The 17,947-nt window shown below is 37.8% G+C and carries 23 protein-coding genes; 9 read left to right on the plus strand and 14 right to left on the minus strand.

Annotated elements, in window-relative coordinates:
• Positions 1-206: 206 nt before the first annotated feature.
• From ACRPLQ_RS14365 to ACRPLQ_RS14375, 3 genes are all read left to right on the plus strand, one after another.
• Entirely contained in the window at positions 207-1,757 is a 1,551-nt protein-coding gene (locus ACRPLQ_RS14365; protein WP_325076430.1) for a glycoside hydrolase family 10 protein, read from the plus strand.
• An 89-nt stretch (positions 1,758-1,846) separates the two neighbouring features.
• Positions 1,847-2,338, plus strand: a complete 492-nt coding sequence (locus ACRPLQ_RS14370; protein ID WP_028412246.1) for an NUDIX hydrolase — start codon at positions 1,847-1,849, stop codon at positions 2,336-2,338.
• Positions 2,339-2,478: 140 nt separating this feature from the next.
• Positions 2,479-2,661, plus strand: coding sequence for a CsbD family protein (locus tag ACRPLQ_RS14375; protein ID WP_014461302.1), 183 nt, complete (start codon positions 2,479-2,481; stop codon positions 2,659-2,661).
• A gap of 30 nt (positions 2,662-2,691) precedes the next feature.
• Here ACRPLQ_RS14375 and ACRPLQ_RS14380 read toward each other — a convergent pair whose 3' ends face one another.
• From ACRPLQ_RS14380 to ACRPLQ_RS14390, 3 genes are all read right to left on the minus strand, one after another.
• Entirely contained in the window at positions 2,692-3,351 is a 660-nt protein-coding gene (locus ACRPLQ_RS14380) for a haloacid dehalogenase type II (RefSeq protein ID WP_028412245.1), read from the minus strand.
• A 129-nt stretch (positions 3,352-3,480) separates the two neighbouring features.
• Positions 3,481-3,954: a hypothetical protein gene (locus tag ACRPLQ_RS14385; protein WP_028412244.1), complete on the minus strand. Its 474-nt coding sequence runs from the start codon at positions 3,952-3,954 to the stop codon at positions 3,481-3,483.
• Between the two features lie 222 nt (positions 3,955-4,176).
• On the minus strand, positions 4,177-4,344 hold the full coding sequence (locus tag ACRPLQ_RS14390; RefSeq protein ID WP_014461305.1) for a hypothetical protein: 168 nt from the start codon (positions 4,342-4,344) through the stop codon (positions 4,177-4,179).
• A gap of 148 nt (positions 4,345-4,492) precedes the next feature.
• Here ACRPLQ_RS14390 and ACRPLQ_RS14395 point away from each other — a divergent pair, with 148 nt between their 5' ends.
• Positions 4,493-4,942 carry a staygreen family protein gene (locus ACRPLQ_RS14395; protein WP_028412243.1) on the plus strand — a complete coding sequence of 150 codons (450 nt, stop codon included), beginning with the start codon at positions 4,493-4,495 and terminating at the stop codon, positions 4,940-4,942.
• 26 nt (positions 4,943-4,968) lie between these two features.
• Here the strand turns inward: ACRPLQ_RS14395 and ACRPLQ_RS14400 are convergent, their stop codons facing one another.
• The 6 genes from ACRPLQ_RS14400 to pgsB all read right to left on the minus strand — a co-directional run bounded on the left by ACRPLQ_RS14400 (position 4,969) and on the right by pgsB (position 11,355).
• Positions 4,969-6,531: a gamma-glutamyltransferase family protein gene (locus ACRPLQ_RS14400; protein ID WP_325076429.1), complete on the minus strand. Its 1,563-nt coding sequence runs from the start codon at positions 6,529-6,531 to the stop codon at positions 4,969-4,971.
• A gap of 123 nt (positions 6,532-6,654) precedes the next feature.
• The gene (locus ACRPLQ_RS14405) at positions 6,655-6,858 is read right to left on the minus strand and encodes a CapE family protein (protein ID WP_014461308.1); all 204 of its coding nucleotides are present in this window, start codon (positions 6,856-6,858) and stop codon (positions 6,655-6,657) included.
• 20 nt (positions 6,859-6,878) lie between these two features.
• Positions 6,879-8,441, minus strand: a complete 1,563-nt coding sequence (locus ACRPLQ_RS14410; RefSeq protein WP_224979870.1) for a gamma-glutamyltransferase family protein — start codon at positions 8,439-8,441, stop codon at positions 6,879-6,881.
• 29 nt (positions 8,442-8,470) lie between these two features.
• A complete protein-coding gene (locus ACRPLQ_RS14415) occupies positions 8,471-9,667 on the minus strand; it encodes a CapA family protein (RefSeq protein WP_028412240.1) in 1,197 nt (398 codons plus the stop codon).
• Positions 9,668-9,707: 40 nt separating this feature from the next.
• Positions 9,708-10,157, minus strand: a complete 450-nt coding sequence (gene pgsC, locus ACRPLQ_RS14420; RefSeq protein ID WP_013055707.1) for a poly-gamma-glutamate biosynthesis protein PgsC — start codon at positions 10,155-10,157, stop codon at positions 9,708-9,710.
• A 16-nt stretch (positions 10,158-10,173) separates the two neighbouring features.
• Positions 10,174-11,355, minus strand: a complete 1,182-nt coding sequence (gene pgsB, locus ACRPLQ_RS14425; RefSeq protein ID WP_014461310.1) for a poly-gamma-glutamate synthase PgsB — start codon at positions 11,353-11,355, stop codon at positions 10,174-10,176.
• A 908-nt stretch (positions 11,356-12,263) separates the two neighbouring features.
• Between pgsB and ACRPLQ_RS14430 the strand changes: the two genes are divergently transcribed.
• From ACRPLQ_RS14430 to ACRPLQ_RS14450, 5 genes are all read left to right on the plus strand, one after another.
• Positions 12,264-12,917, plus strand: a complete 654-nt coding sequence (locus ACRPLQ_RS14430) for a hypothetical protein (protein ID WP_034269809.1) — start codon at positions 12,264-12,266, stop codon at positions 12,915-12,917.
• A gap of 83 nt (positions 12,918-13,000) precedes the next feature.
• Positions 13,001-13,591: a TetR/AcrR family transcriptional regulator gene (locus tag ACRPLQ_RS14435; RefSeq protein WP_014461312.1), complete on the plus strand. Its 591-nt coding sequence runs from the start codon at positions 13,001-13,003 to the stop codon at positions 13,589-13,591.
• 42 nt (positions 13,592-13,633) lie between these two features.
• Positions 13,634-13,975 carry a quaternary ammonium compound efflux SMR transporter SugE gene (gene sugE / locus ACRPLQ_RS14440; RefSeq protein ID WP_028412237.1) on the plus strand — a complete coding sequence of 114 codons (342 nt, stop codon included), beginning with the start codon at positions 13,634-13,636 and terminating at the stop codon, positions 13,973-13,975.
• A gap of 1 nt (position 13,976) precedes the next feature.
• The gene (locus ACRPLQ_RS14445; protein WP_033578200.1) at positions 13,977-14,291 is read left to right on the plus strand and encodes a DMT family transporter; all 315 of its coding nucleotides are present in this window, start codon (positions 13,977-13,979) and stop codon (positions 14,289-14,291) included.
• A gap of 73 nt (positions 14,292-14,364) precedes the next feature.
• Entirely contained in the window at positions 14,365-14,538 is a 174-nt protein-coding gene (locus ACRPLQ_RS14450; RefSeq protein ID WP_013055701.1) for a twin-arginine translocase TatA/TatE family subunit, read from the plus strand.
• A gap of 28 nt (positions 14,539-14,566) precedes the next feature.
• On the opposite strand, the gene ACRPLQ_RS14455 is transcribed toward ACRPLQ_RS14450, so the two are convergent.
• The 5 genes from ACRPLQ_RS14455 to ACRPLQ_RS14475 all read right to left on the minus strand — a co-directional run bounded on the left by ACRPLQ_RS14455 (position 14,567) and on the right by ACRPLQ_RS14475 (position 17,827).
• Positions 14,567-16,099: a diguanylate cyclase domain-containing protein gene (locus ACRPLQ_RS14455; protein ID WP_224979869.1), complete on the minus strand. Its 1,533-nt coding sequence runs from the start codon at positions 16,097-16,099 to the stop codon at positions 14,567-14,569.
• A gap of 366 nt (positions 16,100-16,465) precedes the next feature.
• Complete coding sequence (locus ACRPLQ_RS14460; protein WP_014461317.1) at positions 16,466-16,693, minus strand: helix-turn-helix domain-containing protein; 228 nt, start codon at positions 16,691-16,693, stop codon at positions 16,466-16,468.
• Between the two features lie 4 nt (positions 16,694-16,697).
• Positions 16,698-16,844, minus strand: coding sequence for a YvrJ family protein (locus ACRPLQ_RS14465; protein ID WP_013055696.1), 147 nt, complete (start codon positions 16,842-16,844; stop codon positions 16,698-16,700).
• A complete protein-coding gene (locus tag ACRPLQ_RS14470; protein WP_014461318.1) occupies positions 16,837-17,448 on the minus strand; it encodes a sigma-70 family RNA polymerase sigma factor in 612 nt (203 codons plus the stop codon). Before ACRPLQ_RS14470 ends, ACRPLQ_RS14465 begins: the two co-directional genes overlap by 8 nt.
• Before the next feature lie 244 nt (positions 17,449-17,692).
• The gene (locus tag ACRPLQ_RS14475; protein WP_255293446.1) at positions 17,693-17,827 is read right to left on the minus strand and encodes a hypothetical protein; all 135 of its coding nucleotides are present in this window, start codon (positions 17,825-17,827) and stop codon (positions 17,693-17,695) included.
• Positions 17,828-17,947: the final 120 nt, after the last annotated feature.

Below are 17,947 nucleotides of genomic sequence, written 5' to 3' on the forward strand. Positions count from 1 at the left end.
ATCGTTAAGTAACGTATTTCTAAAATATTCTTTAAATTACCATTATTATATTTTTTCTGAAGTTTAATTTCAATATTTTTCTGATATTTTTAAAACTTTATTTTATTTTTCAGAATATTTTATTAAAACCTATTGTGAATATAACGACCGCATGCTATATTATGAAAGAAATTTTATCTCAACCAAAAAAAGAAGGAGGAACGAACATGCATATAAAAAAATGGATTGGAGGCATCTTGTTTTTGCTGCTGTTTTGTTCGAGCACATTACCTGCTAAAGCAGACGTACCTACTACGTATCAAAAACGGGAGCTTCGAGCGGCTTGGATTGCAAGCGTATACAATATTGACTGGCCTTCTCAGCCTGGTCTTCCGGTTGAGCAGCAAAAAAAAGAGTTTACCTATTTGCTAGATGAAGTACAAAAGATGGGAATGAATTCTGTGGTCGTTCAAATTAAACCTACCGCTGATTCCTTTTATCCGTCGAAATATGGCCCGTGGTCAGAATATTTAACGGGTACACAAGGTAAAGATCCCGGCTACGATCCTCTAGCTTTTATGGTGGAGGAAGCACATAAGCGCAACTTAGAATTCCACGCATGGTTTAACCCTTACCGCATTACCATGAATCATACTGATTTAAACAAACTTGCCGATAATCATCCTGCCAAACAACATCCTGATTGGGTCGTCTCCTATGGAAAACAACTCTACTACAACCCAGGTATTCCCGAAGTAAAAAACTTTATTATTGAAGAAGTGCTCGAAGTCGTAAGAAACTATGATATTGATGCTGTTCATATGGATGACTATTTTTATCCTTACAAAATTGCAGGTCAAATGTTTCCAGATCAAAAAACATATCAAACCTACGGTGCTCAAACGTTTTCGAATATTGAAGACTGGCGCCGAGACAATGTTAATCAGCTTGTTCGAGATTTAAATACGGCTATTAAAAGAACAAAATCATACGTGAAGTTTGGCATCAGTCCGTTCGGCGTGTGGAGAAACATCGCTAATGATCCAACTGGCTCTGAGACGACTGCTGGACAAACAAACTACGATGATTTGTATGCTGATACGCGTACGTGGATTCAAAATGGATATATTGATTACATCACTCCGCAAATTTATTGGAATATTGGATTTGAACCCGCTGCTTACGATACGCTGCTCAACTGGTGGAGAGATGAAGTTCGCGGAAAGCCAGTTCACCTTTATATTGGACAAGCTGCTTATAAAATTAATAACAACGCGGTGGAAGCATGGTCTGATCCCGATGAGTATCCAAGGCAAATTGCTCTGAATCATCAATTTCCAGAAGTACACGGGAGCATGCATTTTAGCCTGAAAGATTTGAACCGAAACCCGCTAGGAATAAAAGATAAGCTGCAAAACGATATTTATAAACATCCTGCTCTTATTCCGGCAATGCCTTGGCTTGATGATACGGCTCCAAAAGCACCAAAATTAAAAAACGCGGGCCCTCATATAAAAGAAGCGGCGTTTGAAATTCGAGATCATCAGCAGAATGATTCCGCCTATTATGCCATTTATCGCTTCCAAGGCAATAAACGAGGTGACATCAACAACGCAGAAAACTTACTGACAACCGTTCGGAAAACAGGAGAAACACAATTATTTGTAGATCAAAGCGCACTCAAAAATCAAACATACACATATGTTGTAACCTCTGTTGACCGTTTGCATAACGAAAGTGCTGTTTCCCGTACGCTTACTGTAAAAGCACCTCATTAAAAAAGGTTCTATAACAAAATGTATGGTAGGATAAAGAAATCAAATGATGCTTTATCAAGCCATTCTGTTATAGAAAGTAGTGAAAAAAGATGGAACCAAACTATGATCGCGCCTTTGGCGTATATGGAATTTGTATGCGAGATGACAAGCTGCTTGTTATTCGAAAAAATAGAGGGCCGTATATTCATCGCTTTGATTTGCCAGGCGGACAGCTAGAACACGGTGAAACATTAACAGATGCGATGAAAAGAGAATTTAGTGAAGAAACTGGCTTTGAAATTACTATTATTTCTCAAGCCGGTACAACGGATTTTCAGTATCCCTGTAAGTGGAAAGAATTTACTCATGTACATCACATTGCTGTTTTTTATTACGTAGACATTGCCGGCGGTGAGCTTCTTTCCAACCCCGTCCAGTTTGAAGGACAAGATTCTTTGGAAGCATTGTGGATCGCACCGCAAGATCTTAACATTGATAATGCTTCTCCTCTTGTTCTAAAAGCAGTGGAATCTTTAAGCTTATTATCATGGCCTTATGAATCTCAGATTTATGATGAGTGGGAACTTAAAACCTCCGAATGATGATAGTGACTAAACAGTATTTCTAAATATCGCAGGCTTAGCTTCTGTTTAGGCCAAAATCAGAAAATATGTTTAATTTCTTTCTAACGGTGGAATAGACAAGTAACACTACTTAATCACTAATAGAAAGGAAGATTAAAATGAGTAAAGGTTTAGGAGATAAAGTTAAAGGAAATGTATCAAAAGCTAAAGGTGAAGTAAAAGATCAAGTCGGAAATGCAACGAATAACCGCGATCTTCAGCGTGAAGGAAAAGCTGAGAAAGCAAAAGGAAATGCTCAAAAAGCAGTAGGCGAAACAAAAGATACATTTAGCAATAAATAAAAAAGGACGAGCTTAATGCTCGTTCTTTTTTTATTTAATAAGCTGATTTAAGCTTTTAATGATTACGTTTGGCTGCAACTCTTTATGCTCAGCTACATTTCCTTTTCGGTTAACCCAAGCCGTTGCGAACCCGTAGTTTTTAGCACCGGCAATATCCCATGTATTCGATGACAGAAACAATACTTCTTCTCTTTTTGCATTCATTTTATTTTTTGCATAATGATAGCTTGCCATTGTAGGCTTGTACTGTTTGATTTCGTCTATGGAAATAACGTCTTCAAATAAATGATTCATATTGTGATAAGAAACAAGCGGATCAATCATATGCTTAGGACCATTCGTAAAAATAGCCAGACGATATCCTTTCTCTTTTAAATAGGCGAGCACCTCTTTGACCTCATCGTAGACATTCAGCTTCATGTAAGCACTCATCAGCATTTTTTCTTCATGTTCCGTTAAATCAATATCATTTGCTTCTGCTGCATATTTCAGGGATTGATTTGTTAATGTATAAAAGTCAACGTATCGTCCCATCAGCTGATATTGCATTGCATATTCAATTTGCTTCAAACGCCATAAATGGCTAATACTTTCTCCTCGTTCCGGATACAGCTTATCACACGTTTCAATAACGGTATGTACATCAAACAGTGTTCCATATGCATCAAATAAAATCGTTTTAAATTTCATCTGCGTTCGCCTCCTTCTTTCATTTTACCCACTCGTAAAAAAACATAACGTTTTTTCTGTTAAAAAAGAGGCATATTACCAGCTGAAGTATGCTCATTTCTTATGAAGATAAAAAAACAGCAGGCTCTCCTACTGTTTATAATCCCACACGACTTTCCATTCTCCTTTTTCACGAACAGCATACACTTTCTGCACCAAATCAAAGTTTCCATATTTCCCTTTATACGTTTGGATAACGGTCATTTCGTAAACAACAGGAAACGCTTTACGATCATTTTCCATCTTCCAGCTCTTTCTTTTTTCAACATCTTCAATGGAATACGTAAAAGTGTCTACTCCGAAATGATTGAGAAATACGTGTGCTCGATCTTGTATGTATGCACCTTTTGTCCACTTCTTTTTCATGGACGAATGAAAAAGGTTCCATGATTCCGAAAAGTTCCCTTCCTGTTCTAGCGTATAAAATTCTTTTACAGCAGATTTGGCTTGATGACTCGGAGAAAAGAATGTAAATTGAAACATCCAAATTCCCAGCGCAATCAAAGCAAGAAACACAGCTACTCCTAAACTTCGCTTCAAAAGCAGTGTTTTTTTTCGATACAAGTAAAAAGCCCCTTTATCAAAAATGCAGTATACAACAGCTTATTCGATATCAGGGCTTTTTAGTATTGCCGAACTAAACTTATCGGACATATCCTCAAAAAAGAGATTGAGACATAACTACGCACATGAAATCTACGTTCACCTTAACCATAAAAGATCCGAACAATTCATCGTTCGGATCTTCCTTCAACTAAACTACGTTTGTCCCAGCCTCTTTCTACGCTATACAATGTGAAAAGCCATTTGCATGGCTGCTAAAAAGCCCACGAACACAAGGCCCGTCACGAGACCCTCTTTCCAATCTGGCCGGTCTCCTCGAACAAATTTAGCAATATCATACGATAGCATGGCTGCTAAAAAAATCGTTAAAACAATATACAGCGGCTCCATCTTCTATCACCCACTATTTCTTTTCTTCAGTGTAACAACTTTTTCATAAGTATGCATGTAAAAAAAGCAGCTTAAAATTCTTGACGAATGTGTGAAATTTCTCTTTTTTATGCATAAACTACTTAAAAGCGTGAAAGGAAGATGCCCTTTGTCTGCTTTTAATCCTCAGCAATTTAGCGTCACATACCGGCAAGGAAGCACGCCCACCTTTCCTTTTATTGGGCGCCGCTATACGCTCACCCATTCTGAACAAACAGACGATTTATTTCTTTGGATCGACGAAAAGTTTGCTGTTGATCAATTAAATGAGCAGCGAAATGAGCTTTTTGCCGAATGGCTCCACAAAGACGGTGTTGATACGCTGTATGTATACGTATTTATTGGAAATGAACACACGGAAAAGTCTGTTCAAGCCATACGGTATGCTATTTTCAAACAAGAAATGCCTTACTTACTAAAAGCATTGCGTTACGGTGATGCCACGTTTTTCAACGCTCACCCTGCTTTAGATCGTTCCCCCATTTACGTACATTTTCATTCCAGTGACAAAGAATTTCATTCCATTCGATATTTTCAAACGCCTTCTCACTATGCCTAAGCATATGAGAAGGGATCTTTACTTCGTTAATCTCCTGTTTTCCAAACTCCATTTCTTCTAGGGTCTCCCGCCCCTTCCATTTGTTTATCTTGAAAATTAATGGTTAACGCTTGGATACCTCCATAAAAGACGTCGCTTTCCTTTGTTTCTATCCGAAACGCAGAAGGGATATTTTTTGTATCTAAATCAGGCTCTATATAAATAGTCGAATCGTCAAAAATAAATCGCGGTTCATTTACAGCTTCTTGAAGCGGTTCATTTCCTTCAAGATTTTTAGAAAGTACCTGAGTTAAAATTTGAGGAATCCGTGTTCCGCCAGGAGAACCTATTCCCATCGCCCACTCGCCTTTTTCTCTTATAATAGTTGGAGCTGTAAAGGTTCTTGCTCTTTTTCCTGGCTCACGATTATTCGGTTCTTTGCTTCCAAACGTATCAGCATTGTTATTAAGAAAAAAACCGTCAACTTGTTCGCCTGTACCAAAGAAGTTACTTAACGTATTGGTTGTTGATACGACGGTTCCTTCTGAATCAATGACTACAAAATGTGTTGTACTTTCGTGTTCTTCATCCCCTTCACCTGAAGAACTTGTCGGGTGATTGACCAGGTTTGTTATATAATCATCACTAACTAACTCACTTGAGTTTTGATTATGAAAGTCAGGATCGCCGATTTGTTTTAACCGGTCGGAGTAAGCTGCTTTTTTAATTCTGTTCATCGTTTCGTAATAGTCTTTGTCAGGCATTGTTTCAAGATTTTCTTTCTCTACCATTTTTAACATTTGAATCAGTGTAATCCCGGAAAAAGGCGGAGGTGCTGAAATCACTTCCGTTCCATTGTAAGCAGAAACGACAGGCTTGGCTTCTGTCACTTGATAGGAAGATAGGTCTTTTTTAGAAATAGGCGTTGCATCAGCAAGATCTTGTGCCAAATCTCCTTTATAAAATGCAGATGCACCTTCTCGCTGAATCTTAATTAACGTTTTAGCCAACACTGGCTGGGACAGCGTTTCTCCTTCTTCGATTGCTTCTCCCTTCGGATAAAAAGCAGATAGATCATCCACATCCATCCTTCCTCTAGAATAATACAATCGCGAAGATAAAAGAGAGTCTACTTCAAACCCTTTTTCAGCGTATTCAACGGCCGGCTGAATTAAATCACTCATTGATTTTGTGCCATACTTCTGCTGAATATATTCCATGCCAGCCACAAATCCCGGCACGCCGTTTTTACCGCTCATAGAAGTTGGAGCGGTTTCCCGGTAATCGATAAAGGTAGCAGGCTGATCTTTTTTGGCAATCAGCATACCTCCACCTCCGCCAATTCCGGATCCAAAAGGTTCGACTACATTGAGGGCATACGAAATAGCAATGGCCGCATCTACTGCATTCCCGCCTTCTTTTAATACGTCCATCCCTACATTTGCTGCCAGAGAATTCGATGAACTCACACCATAAGAATGATCATTATTTTTTTTAAGCAGCTTTTTAGGACTAAGATCTGTACTCGATTGAGTCATAAAAAAAGCGGCTATAACCCCGATTAACAACAAAACAGCAACAATATTAAATAACAGTAATTTTTTATTCACACATTCCCCTCCATTTTTACTCATATGTATATTTTGTGAAGCGCTTTCATTTTTATCCATACATTAAATTGCACACAAAAAAGACATCGCCCCGGACGATGCCTTTTTATTACTATATATGTTTTATTTCCCAGAAGCTGCTGCAGCATCATTTACTGCATCTGTAGCAGCAGATTTTGTTTGTTCAATCATTTTTACGTTATTTTCGATTTTTTGCTGTTCATCCGTTGAAAGAGTAGCCGGATGTTTTAAAGCTCCAAGTCCTGCTACTACTCCTGCTACAATAGCAATTGGTCCTACAATCCCTACGATACGTTTTGCGATCATTTTCTATTCCTCCAATTAAATTAGTCTGTACTTTTTTCCCATAAACCGTGGCGGCGCGGATCAGCGTCACCTTGAATTTGATTTTTCTTTAAGTCTTTCACAAGAGCTTGAACGCCTCCGTAAAACATCGCGTTATCATTGTTTTTCAAGTCATAGCCGTACGTTTTTAAACCATCTTTAGTTGACTGTTTAAGCTTAGCTTCTGAATAAAACTTATGAGAATCAAAAATCACACGCTTGTTTTCTACTGCCTTTTTAATGGAATCTTTGTCCTCAAAATAATCCCCAATTACTTGCGTTAACACTTGCGGAATACGATTTCCTCCCGGTGTGCCAATCGACATTACCCATTCATCACCTTCACGAATAATGGTAGGGGCTGTAAATGTTCTTGGACGCTTACCAGATTCACGCTTGTTAATTCCTTGTCCAAACGTATTGAGCGTATTATTCAAAAAGAATCCATCTACATATTCACCGCTGCCGAAGAAATTACTCAGCGTATTCGTTGTCGATACAACGGTTCCGTCACCGTCCATCACAACAAAATGAGTGGTACTTTCATGTTCTTCGACGTCGCTTACTTTGGTGTGATCTGTTTCAGTATTATTTAATTTATTACGAAGTAAATGCACGTAGTGATCGTCGATCCAATCATTTGGCGTTTCTTTTATAAAAGCCGGATCGGCAATTTTCTTCAAGCGGTCTTGATAAGCTACTTTTGAAATTTGACCAAGAAAATGATAATAAAGACTAGGATGCGATTCCTTCAGCTTCCAAATATCTTCTTGATCCGTCATTTTTAACATTTGAATGAGCGTAGCACCAGCAAAAGGAGGAGGTGCTGAAATAATTTGATGACCTTTATAATTAGTTGATAGAGGTTTGCGCTCAACAGGCGCATACTTTCGCAAGTCTTTGTGACTTACTTTTGTTTCTTCTGTAATATCGTCTGCAATTTTCCCTCTATAAAAAGCATTTGGCCCTTCTTCCTTAATCTTTTGCAGCGTGTTCGCTAATTCATGCTGTTTGACAATTTCACCTGTGTTAATGGCGTCTTTATCTGGGTAAAAGCTAGGAATTTCATCTTCATTCACATTACCTTTGTATGAAACCAGCCTATCGTGCAAATCTTTGTCCACTTTGTACCCCTTCTCGGCATAGTTAATGGCCGGGTCGATTAGTTTGCTCATCGACAGAGATCCGTAGTGGTGCTGAATATAATCCATACCAGCGACGAACCCTGGTACGCCAATCTCATCTTCTTTATCATTCTTAGGTGCAATTTCTCGGTAGTCAATAAATGTTGGAGAGGCATCTGCTGGATCAATCAGCATTCCGCCGCCTCCCCCAAGTCCTGATCCGTACGGTTCCACAACACCAAGCGTGTAGGAAATGGCAATAGCTGCATCAACTGCTGTACCGCCTTGTTTAAGAATTTCCATACCTACTTTTGTGGCGCGAGGATCTGAAGTACTTACTGCATATTCTTGTTTTGGAAACATAAATTGATAAACACATACACCTACTATGAGTGAAAAGATGACAATGGAAACAATAATCGTATTACGTTTATTTATCATCTTTTACCTCCTCTGTGTATGACGGGCTATTAGTTAGCTTGTGCCTCTTTCTTTTTGCGCTCCTCTGCATGTTTTATAATGCGAGAATGATCTAAGTTTAATTCAAACTTGTTTCGTTCTTTTTCTAACAGTTCAGGGTTTGAAGAAAACTTGTTTAAATCGTTATAAATACGCTTCATGCGCCAAGGGTTATCCGTTGGAGTTGGTGTACCTGCTTTAATAACCATTGGAATAACATCAATTTTAGCTTGGCCCTGCTTGTTTAAATGATACTGAACCATCGCTGTATTTTTCGTACTTGACCACCCTTGGTCAAAGATAAAGTTTCCTAGGCTATAGAAAATAACCGAACCTTTATATACATCATATGACTGTAGAACGTGCGGATGGTGACCGATGATAATGTCCGCACCAGCGTCTACCATCGCTTTTGCTAGTCCTTCTTGACGAGGACTTGGCTGTGCATCGTATTCTTCACCCCAGTGGGCATTTACTACAACTAAATCAGCATTTGCTTTCGCTTGCTGGATCGTGCTGAAAATAAGATCCGGATCTGCTTTTAAAATACCTGGGTTGTTTTTTCCAGCGGACATTCCGTCTGAATGTACATCCGTAAACCCTACGGTTGCAATGCGGATGCCGTCAGCATCTTTATATGAAATATGCTTTGCTTCTTCAGAGTTACGGCCAGCACCAACAAAATCTAATTTGTTTGCTTCAAAAGTAGAGATCGTATCTTCTAACCCTTTTGCACTGTAGTCCATTGAATGGTTGTTCGCTAAGTTTAATACGTCGAAACCTGCATTTTTAACGGTCGCTAGATCAGCAGGCTTACTATATAAATGAATACCTTTTTCCATTGCTTTATATGAATCTACGTCGTTTGTTAAAATCGGCGTTTCGTAGTTCCCGCTTACGTAATCCGAATTTTTAAAGAACGGCTCCACGTTGCGGAATACAAAATCTTCTCCGTAGCGTTCAGTTACTTCTCTTACATGGCGACCCATCATAATGTCTCCGACCATAGTCATCGTTAAATCATTATTGGCCTCTGGATTAGCCGTCTCAGGGTTTTCAAGAGCATCCGAACGCTCCATCCATCCTGAAAGAGCTAAAATTACGATTAAAATTGGCGTTAAGATAAGAGCTTGCTTGCCCGTTGTAGGCTTTGTTTTCTTTATAAACATCAATACTTTTTCTTGAAAGTTTAATTTTTTCTCTTTCAACGCTTTCACCTTCCTTTACCAGCTGCGGTTTGTTTGTGTATTAAAATAAATAATAAACTTGCATAATTCCAAATGTTACACCACTTAATAAAACCGTTGTTCCAACTGTTAAAGGAAGACCTTGCTTTTGCATTGTATTTGCAATTAAGCCCGGTACAATGATACCAATTCCGCGTAATTCAAACACTTCAAACGGCAAGATCGGGAAGAAATAATCAAATGCAACTTTAATCACAATACCCGTAATTAACATCGCTGTAAATTTGCGACGTCCATATAAAATAACTACTTTTGAGATTCCGTACACGACGATAACATACGTTAAAATACTAATTAAGAAAATCATTAAAATGGTAATTGGCTGATCAAATACAAGAGCTAAATACCCCGGTACGATAAGACCGGCTGGCAATACGCCCGTTTTTTCTGTAAAAATTAAGCTTAGTGTAACCCCTAACACAAGGGCAATATATAAATCTGATCCGAACATGAAATGGCCTCCTAGATTAAACTGCTTTTCTCATCTTTTTCATTTCAATAATAGCTTCAACAAGCGGCTCGGCTGAACCGTGGATATTTCCGACACCGTATACGATACGATCTTTTAAATAAGGCTTCATGCGCTCTAAAATTTCTTCTGTAGAAGCGCCTTCCATATCCCAGAATTCTTTTGTTGGTAATTCGCCTCTTTGGTGTGCAGCAGCGATTGGTGAGGTCGTCTGACCAATTGCAATCATTACATCCGCTTCAATGTATGGCATTACATCTTCAGCAAATTGCTCGGTGCGATCTACACGGTCCGGACGGCAGTTCATAATGACAATAGGAAGCTTTTCACTATAGTTCATTGAATCTACACGTTCCCAAATACGAAGCGTGGAAGAAGCGTCGTTGGCAGCAAATCCATTCACTAAAAATGCTGGATTTTTTTCATCGCCAAACGTTGTAATTCTCATAGCTCCTGGGTCAGGCTGGGCATTTAACATTCCTCTCATCGCTGTTTCAGCATCGATGCCAAGTGCTTCTGCTACTGCTAAACCGATGGAAGCATTATCAGGGAAAACCATATAATCAAATTCACGTAAATACGCTTCAGATACTTTATCATTGTCAGCTACAATAACCTTTGTGTTGCGCTCTGCGGCTATTTTTTTATAATATTCCAAATATGGACCTTCAATTGTAACAAGGTGACCATCATAAGGAATAGTAGCAGTGAACGCTTGAGCAACTTCATCTAGAGTTGGACCCATTACATCCATGTGATCTTCTAGTACGTTTACAATAACGCCTACCTTGGCTTGAATCAGCTGATTTTGGAATGTGATTTGATAATCAGGCTGTACCGCCATACATTCACAAATAAGAGCTTCCGCGCCAATATCGGCAACTTCATTTACCACTCGTCGCTGTTCTCCAATGTTCGGACCTTCTTTACGACGAATAATTGGTTCTTCTTCACTTGTATGCCAGTAGATCATACGTGCTTGTGTTCCTGTCGTTTTCCCTACTGTTTTGTAACCTGCTTCTTTTACAATACCTGTAATCAATCGTGTAACGGTGGATTTTCCGCGAATACCATTAACATTCACTCGTACAGGAATTGAATGCAGCTTGCGTAAATGTCTGCGATACTCCCAAACGCCATACCCTACTAAAAATAGGCAGCAGAGGATAATTAAGATCATGTTTCATTCTTCTCCTTCCAAACTTCTCCTGTTGGATACGTTATGAATGCTTTTGATTCATAATGATAGATATACGATTTCATAGTTTCACTCCCTTTATATATGTATGGGAGCTAATCAATTAACAGCGCTAGCATGCTGCTAAAACACCTGCTTTGAAAAATGGACTCGAGTACCAATTTCAACAGCTCTAAAACTATCATCTGCGCTCATTAGTGGTCAATAGCTCAAATGTTATATATTCTTACAATTCCGATTGTCTATTTACAGAATTAAAAACTCATCGTTTTATTTAAAATTTACAGAATAGGTCTAAAGTTTAATTACCTAGAAAAATCCCATCGATACCTTTTTTTACCATAACAACAGGAATATTTTATACATCACTCTTACAATTAACACACGGAAATATTACGTAATTAAAAATTTCTTAACTTTAGAAAACGTTTTGTAATATAAAGGTGGAATAAAAAATATTTTATCCCATTAATTCCTTTTTATGGATATACCAATTGAATTTGTCTAACAACCGTACTTGTGAGGATGATAGATAGATATAAAAGTAAGAAAAATACATTTATTTATCATTTTCTGCTTACATTTAACTTACTTAAATAGAAAGGACATTAAATATTTTTTTCTAATTTTATAAGCATTTAGACTCCATATGTACCTAGTTCTTTTGTTGTTATTTTATAGATTCCCTTTATTTAATAATCAATTCAGTAAATCTAAATCTCTTGACTATGGCCTCTTTTCCTATTTTTATTTCAATATTTTCTGAATCTTTCTACCGATAAAGGCATCTTTTGTCCGTTAAGATTGCCTAGAAAAATGCATGATTTCTCACTTTTTTGGCATATGATGTTATCATAAAAAGAAGAAGTATCATCAAAAGGAGGAAAACAATGGTTGATACAATCCTTTATTTTCTATTTTCTTTTTGCTACATTGTCCTGTTTTTCTTTAGCATATATGTAGTACGAAAAAACACTTCGCCGTTTTACATGCTATTTCTTCCTTTAGTAATAGCTGGACTAATTTACGATAATGTAATGATTGGGATTGGTTCATTTATCGGTGAAGGCGATACTTTACGTTCACTCAGCATGCTTCGCTTTTGGTTTCACGCTTTATTTACCCCTACTTTGGTGCTCTTTGCGTATGGCGTAGCGAAATATTCGACGATCACATGGGCTAAAAAACCTGTTGCCGGCATTGTTTTTTTGCTGACTACGTTTGCCTTAATTAGCTATGAAATAATCGAGACGATTAGTCAGCGTATGGAAGTTGTACGTGAATATGGCATTGTTCGCTATACATTAGTGGGATCATCCGGTCCTCCTCTTATGGTTCTTATTGTGGCGATTATTTTGCTTTTTGTTGGAATTTCTTTATTTCGCAAGACCAGGTGGAGCAGCATGATGATTGGAGTAGCCGTGATGATTGTAGGAAGTGCCGTGTCAATTCCTATACCAAGCACAGCCGTAACAAATACGTTTGAGCTTATTTTTATCTTTTCTTTATTTTTAACTCAGCGTCATTTAGTAAAAATACATTAAAAAGAAGCGATTCCCTTGCTTCTTTTTTTTATATTTGATATCTTTTACCTAACGACCGTTAGTTAGATTGAGGAGGAGCTTTTTTGAGTGAATTATCAACTGTAGAAAAAATTAGAGCTGCCGCAATGGAGCTCTTTGGAGAAAAAGGCTATACAGAAACATCGCTTGCTGATATCTCATCAAAAGTAGGCATAAAAAAACCTTCCCTGTACGCTCATTTTAAGAACAAAGACGACTTATTTTTACTAACCGTGCATGATTTAATGAATTTATTTTTAACAAAGTTATCTGTTATATACGAACAGCATAAAACAAAGTCTGCTAAAGAACAGCTTCACTGCTTTGTTGTAGATTTCTGCACGATGATTGAAAAAGATTCTTTTGGCCAGATGTACCGTCGTCTTATTTTGTTTCCACCTGAGCATTTGCAGTCGGAAGTAAAAGCTATTTTCTTAAGAAGCGAACGATTGTCTGATCAAATTCTGCATGCTATTTTTACACAGGGAATGGCTGAAGGCGAAATAATTGAACGTCCGATTGATTTGTATATCAATAGCTTTTATTGTTTAACCGACGGACTGTTCATTCAGCGCTTTTACTATGAACCAGAGTATTATGATCAAAAAATCCACGATGCTTGGACAATATTTTGGGAAGGCATACGCGCTAAATAGGCCCTGTAAAAAGGGCTTATTATTATGTAAGGAGGAATTAAAATGGCTTGGATTTACCTTATTATCGCTGGTTTGCTCGAGATTGTATGGGCAATCGGCTTAAAATATTCACACGGATTTACTGAATTAACTCCAACAATCATTACGATCGTCACAATTGTCATCAGCTTTTATTTCTTTTCAAATGCCTTAAAAAAAATTGCTGTGGGAACAGCTTATGCAGTGTTTACTGGTATAGGAGCTGCTGGTACAGCGATACTCGGTATGACCGTTTTAGACGAAGGCGTAAATATTGGAAAGATTTTATTTTTAGGATTAATGATTTTTGGAATTATCGGTTTAAAGTTAATTTCTACTGAAGAAACAGAAAGAGAGGAATCTTAACATGGCCTGGATTGCATTAATAGCTGCTGGTTTCTGCGAAGTGGGATTTGTGATTTTCTTAAAACTTTCGGATGGATTTAAGCGATTGCTTCCTTCAATTGGATTTATCCTTTTCGGTGCAGGAAGTTTTTATCTTCTCTCCTTAGCGTTAAAAGAAATACCTCTTGGAACAGCTTACGGTATATGGACGGGAGTAGGCGCTGCCGGAAGTGTACTTCTTGGCATGCTTTTCTTTCGCGAAGCAAAAGATATGCGTCGAATTCTATTTATTTTTTGTATTGTAGCAGGTGTAATCGGCCTTAAAATCACTGGATAAGGGTGTACTACTTCCCCTCTTTTCGTGCTATACTAAACTTGTAAACACTTTCAAAAAATAGGAGACGATGACAATGAACCTTGGGTTTGGAGAAATTGCCTTAATTGTATTTGTCGCTCTATTGCTTTTTGGTCCAAAGAAACTGCCGGAATTAGGAAAAGCTGCTGGAAAAACGTTAAAAGAGTTTAAAAACGCTACAAAAGGAATTATGGAAGAAGACGAAAAAGAAAAAGCCCCTCCTAAATAAGAGGCTTATATCTCTTTTAAAAGCTGACTCAAACGTTTGAGTCAGCTTCTTTGTGGTGGGAATATACTGAAATTCGATTTCGACCCGTACGCTTTGCTTCGTATAAAGCCTGATCTGCTTGATGAACAATTGAAATGGGTCGTATGTTTTCGGATGGAACGACTGTCATTATTCCAACGCTGATAGTGACGCACCTAAACAATTCAGAAGCTTGATGGACAATTCCACGGTCCTCCACTTGCTGTCTAATAGCTTCTGCCATTTTTATCGCTTCATATTGATTAGCTCGAGGAAGCAATATACCAAACTCTTCTCCTCCGTATCTTGCGACAAAAACCGATTCGTCAAAGACAACGCTTTTAGCGATATTCGCTACTTCTTTTAAGCATTCGTCTCCTTGAATATGGCCATAGGTATCGTTATACGCTTTAAAATAATCAATATCAAATAAAAGAAAAGAAAGCGGCTCTTTTTCTTTCCGTGCGTATTCCCACTCGATTTCCAGCTGTTTATCAAGAGATCGGCGGTTGTTCAGACCCGTTAAGCCATCTTTCATGGACAGCATTTCAAGCTTTTTATTAGCTTTGCGAAGATCACACTCAGCCTTCTTTTTCTCCGTAATATCTCGATATTCCCAATAGTGGCCAATATACACGTGACCCTCATAGATTGGAATGTAGTCACGCGCATAAATTTTACCGTTAATAAACGTAATTTCTTCATCTACTATTGACTCTTTTGAATAGACGGTGCTTTCTACCGTTTTTAAAAATCTAGCGGGATCTTTCAACATAGGAGCGTGAGATAAAAACAGCTGATTACTTTCCATTCCAATGTATTGATTAGGAGGCCCGGGTATATCAAACATGTCACAAAAGGTTTGATTAATAACGGCTACCTCGCGCTCCGGCGTTTCAATCATGGTACCTGTCTTTGCATTTTGAACCATAACCGAAAACATTTTAGACAGTTTTTTATGCTGACTTGTCGTTACGCGAGATACATATATATATCTACCTGCTAGATACACTAAACACCCGCCTATAAAGGAAGCAGGGAGTAAATAGACGATAGTCGCAGCGGCGTGCTTCATATCTTTAAAAAGAAAGGACAATGAGAAAAATATGCAAAGCAAGCTAATAGAATTCATTAATTGAAAACGAATAAATGGACGATAAGGTAAGCGAACCGTCCACCCAGACAGTAAAGCCATTACGATAATTGTAGCAGCGCCTATTATTCCGCTTTCCGTAATTCCAAATAAAAGCAAACGCATTACTCCTATAATACAAGCTGCAATGATAGCCGGTATCATTCCTGCATAAAGACAAACAATTGTCACCGCTAAAAAGCGAAGGTCAAGAATAATAGTAGAATCTATTTTAATTGTATATATCATTAAAATGCTGCCTAATAGTCCATAAGAACATCCGTAATAAATTAAGCGATACATTTTATACCGTTTTATTCCTTCTACTCTATAAATGATTTGCTCTCGAACTATACTCGCAGCAAACAAGAAAGAAATAATTAACGTGATATTAAAGAGAAGTTGACTCACTTTATTCTTCACCTCTTTCCAAAAGCTAAAACCAATGGCTTCTTAGCTTACGTGTTGTTTACTGCTGCTTTTTTATAAATAGTGTTGTTTGATTTATCGAACAGCACTATTTTTTTCTTCATTAAATAAAACGCTTCTATACTATATTCGTTGCAGACAATCCTCTATACGGAAGAAACGACTTCCCTCTTTTTACATAAGAAATTCTACTTGTTAGTATACTACTAAACTCTATGTGTACACATCACCTTTTACCTTTTTTAAAATATTTATCCATTTTCTGTTTTTTGAGTGTTCCACTGAAATGTAAGTAGTCGAACTGCGACAAAAATAAAAAAAGAGCGTCGATAAAACGAGCGCTCTTTTTTATTTTTGATGTAAAAATTCCCAAAGACCTGGCGTTTGAGAAAAATCGAAGGTCTTAACAGCGGAAAGAATTTTAACCTTTAAATCTTGCTTTACGTCGTCTCTATCATGCAGTGAAAAGCTTTGAACAGCTTTATTTATTTTGGGTTCCAGTTTTTTCAATAAACGCCTTGATGCCTCTTCATCTCCAGCTTTCACTTTATTTACAAGTTCGTATAGAGTTTCCATTTCTTCACTTCTTTCTTAAGTCAGTTGTTAATTCTTCCACTTTTTCTTCAAGTCGCTTTATATTATTTTCTACACGCAGTAATAAATAAAAAGAAAGGACAGCGGGAAATCCTACGTTTCCAACAAGTTGAAGCCACTGAGGATCAAACATATCTATCACTCACCTTCATAATTTTTTTCAACTTGCTTAGCGCACGTTGATAATGATTAGAAACCGCTTGCTGAGAAATAGAAAAATAAGCAGCGATTTCTTTATGAGTCCAGCGTTCGACAATAATCAAGTGCAGCATACACTGCTGCTTGGCCGTTAATTGGCGAAATGCATGATGAAGAATACGATTTTCAAGTTGATTTCCTAAAAATTCATGCTCCCATACAGCCCCGTCCTGTACTCCTAGCATATCTTCAACTGTTCGATTTCCATCTAGCGCAGCCGGCTGCTGCAGGCGAAGAGGAATATAAGAACGCTCTTTTTCTTTTACACGCATAACATCTCTGGAATAATGTTTGCAAAGCTTGTTAATATAATGAAGCAATCTAACTTCGCTATAAAACTGATGAAATTCTTTGTTTAGAAGTCTTTGTTCTTTTGTATCATTTTTAACAACCGCTTTTTGTAATCGCTCATAGCGTTCTGGTGTCAAAAATGTATTCATTATATGAGTCTGAAGAGTTGCGCTGTGGTTTGTAAGAAATGTATGAAAGGTACATTCTTTGTCGTGCCGCTTTTCTTGCTGCGAATAGAGCTGAGTCATTGTGCAAATCTCCTCCTTTTTTTCTTATACTTATTAAAAAGGGAGAAAAGAGTAAAATAACAACACCAAAAACGAACGTTTGTTCTTATATAAATTTAACTATATTAGGTTTTTTATGTCAATATGATGAAATGCTCATTAATAATCAAAACGACTCAGTAAAAATAAAAAAAAGAGATTGAGACATAACGAAATGGATCCAATCTAAAGACGAACAAATAGGATACATGAGCTGGACTGCTTATTACACCGCAGTTGATTTCCGTGCAAGACTTCGCTTTCCGCGGGCGGCCGCTGAGCCTCCTCGTCGCTGGCGCTCCTGCGGGGTCTCACCTGTTCCGCTTTTCCCGCAGGAGTCTTCGCCTTGCCCTCTAATCAACTGCTAGAAGGAACGAAACAGATGAAATCTACGTTCTGCATAACAAAAAAAACGAAACACTAATCAAACATGTTGATCAGTGTTTCGTTTTTCACTTCGGCTAAAATATTTTTATCCCGG

The sequence above is a fragment of the Priestia sp. TRN 1309 genome (genome assembly GCF_050846875.1).
Classification (GTDB): Bacteria; Bacillota; Bacilli; order Bacillales; family Bacillaceae_H; genus Priestia; species Priestia zanthoxyli.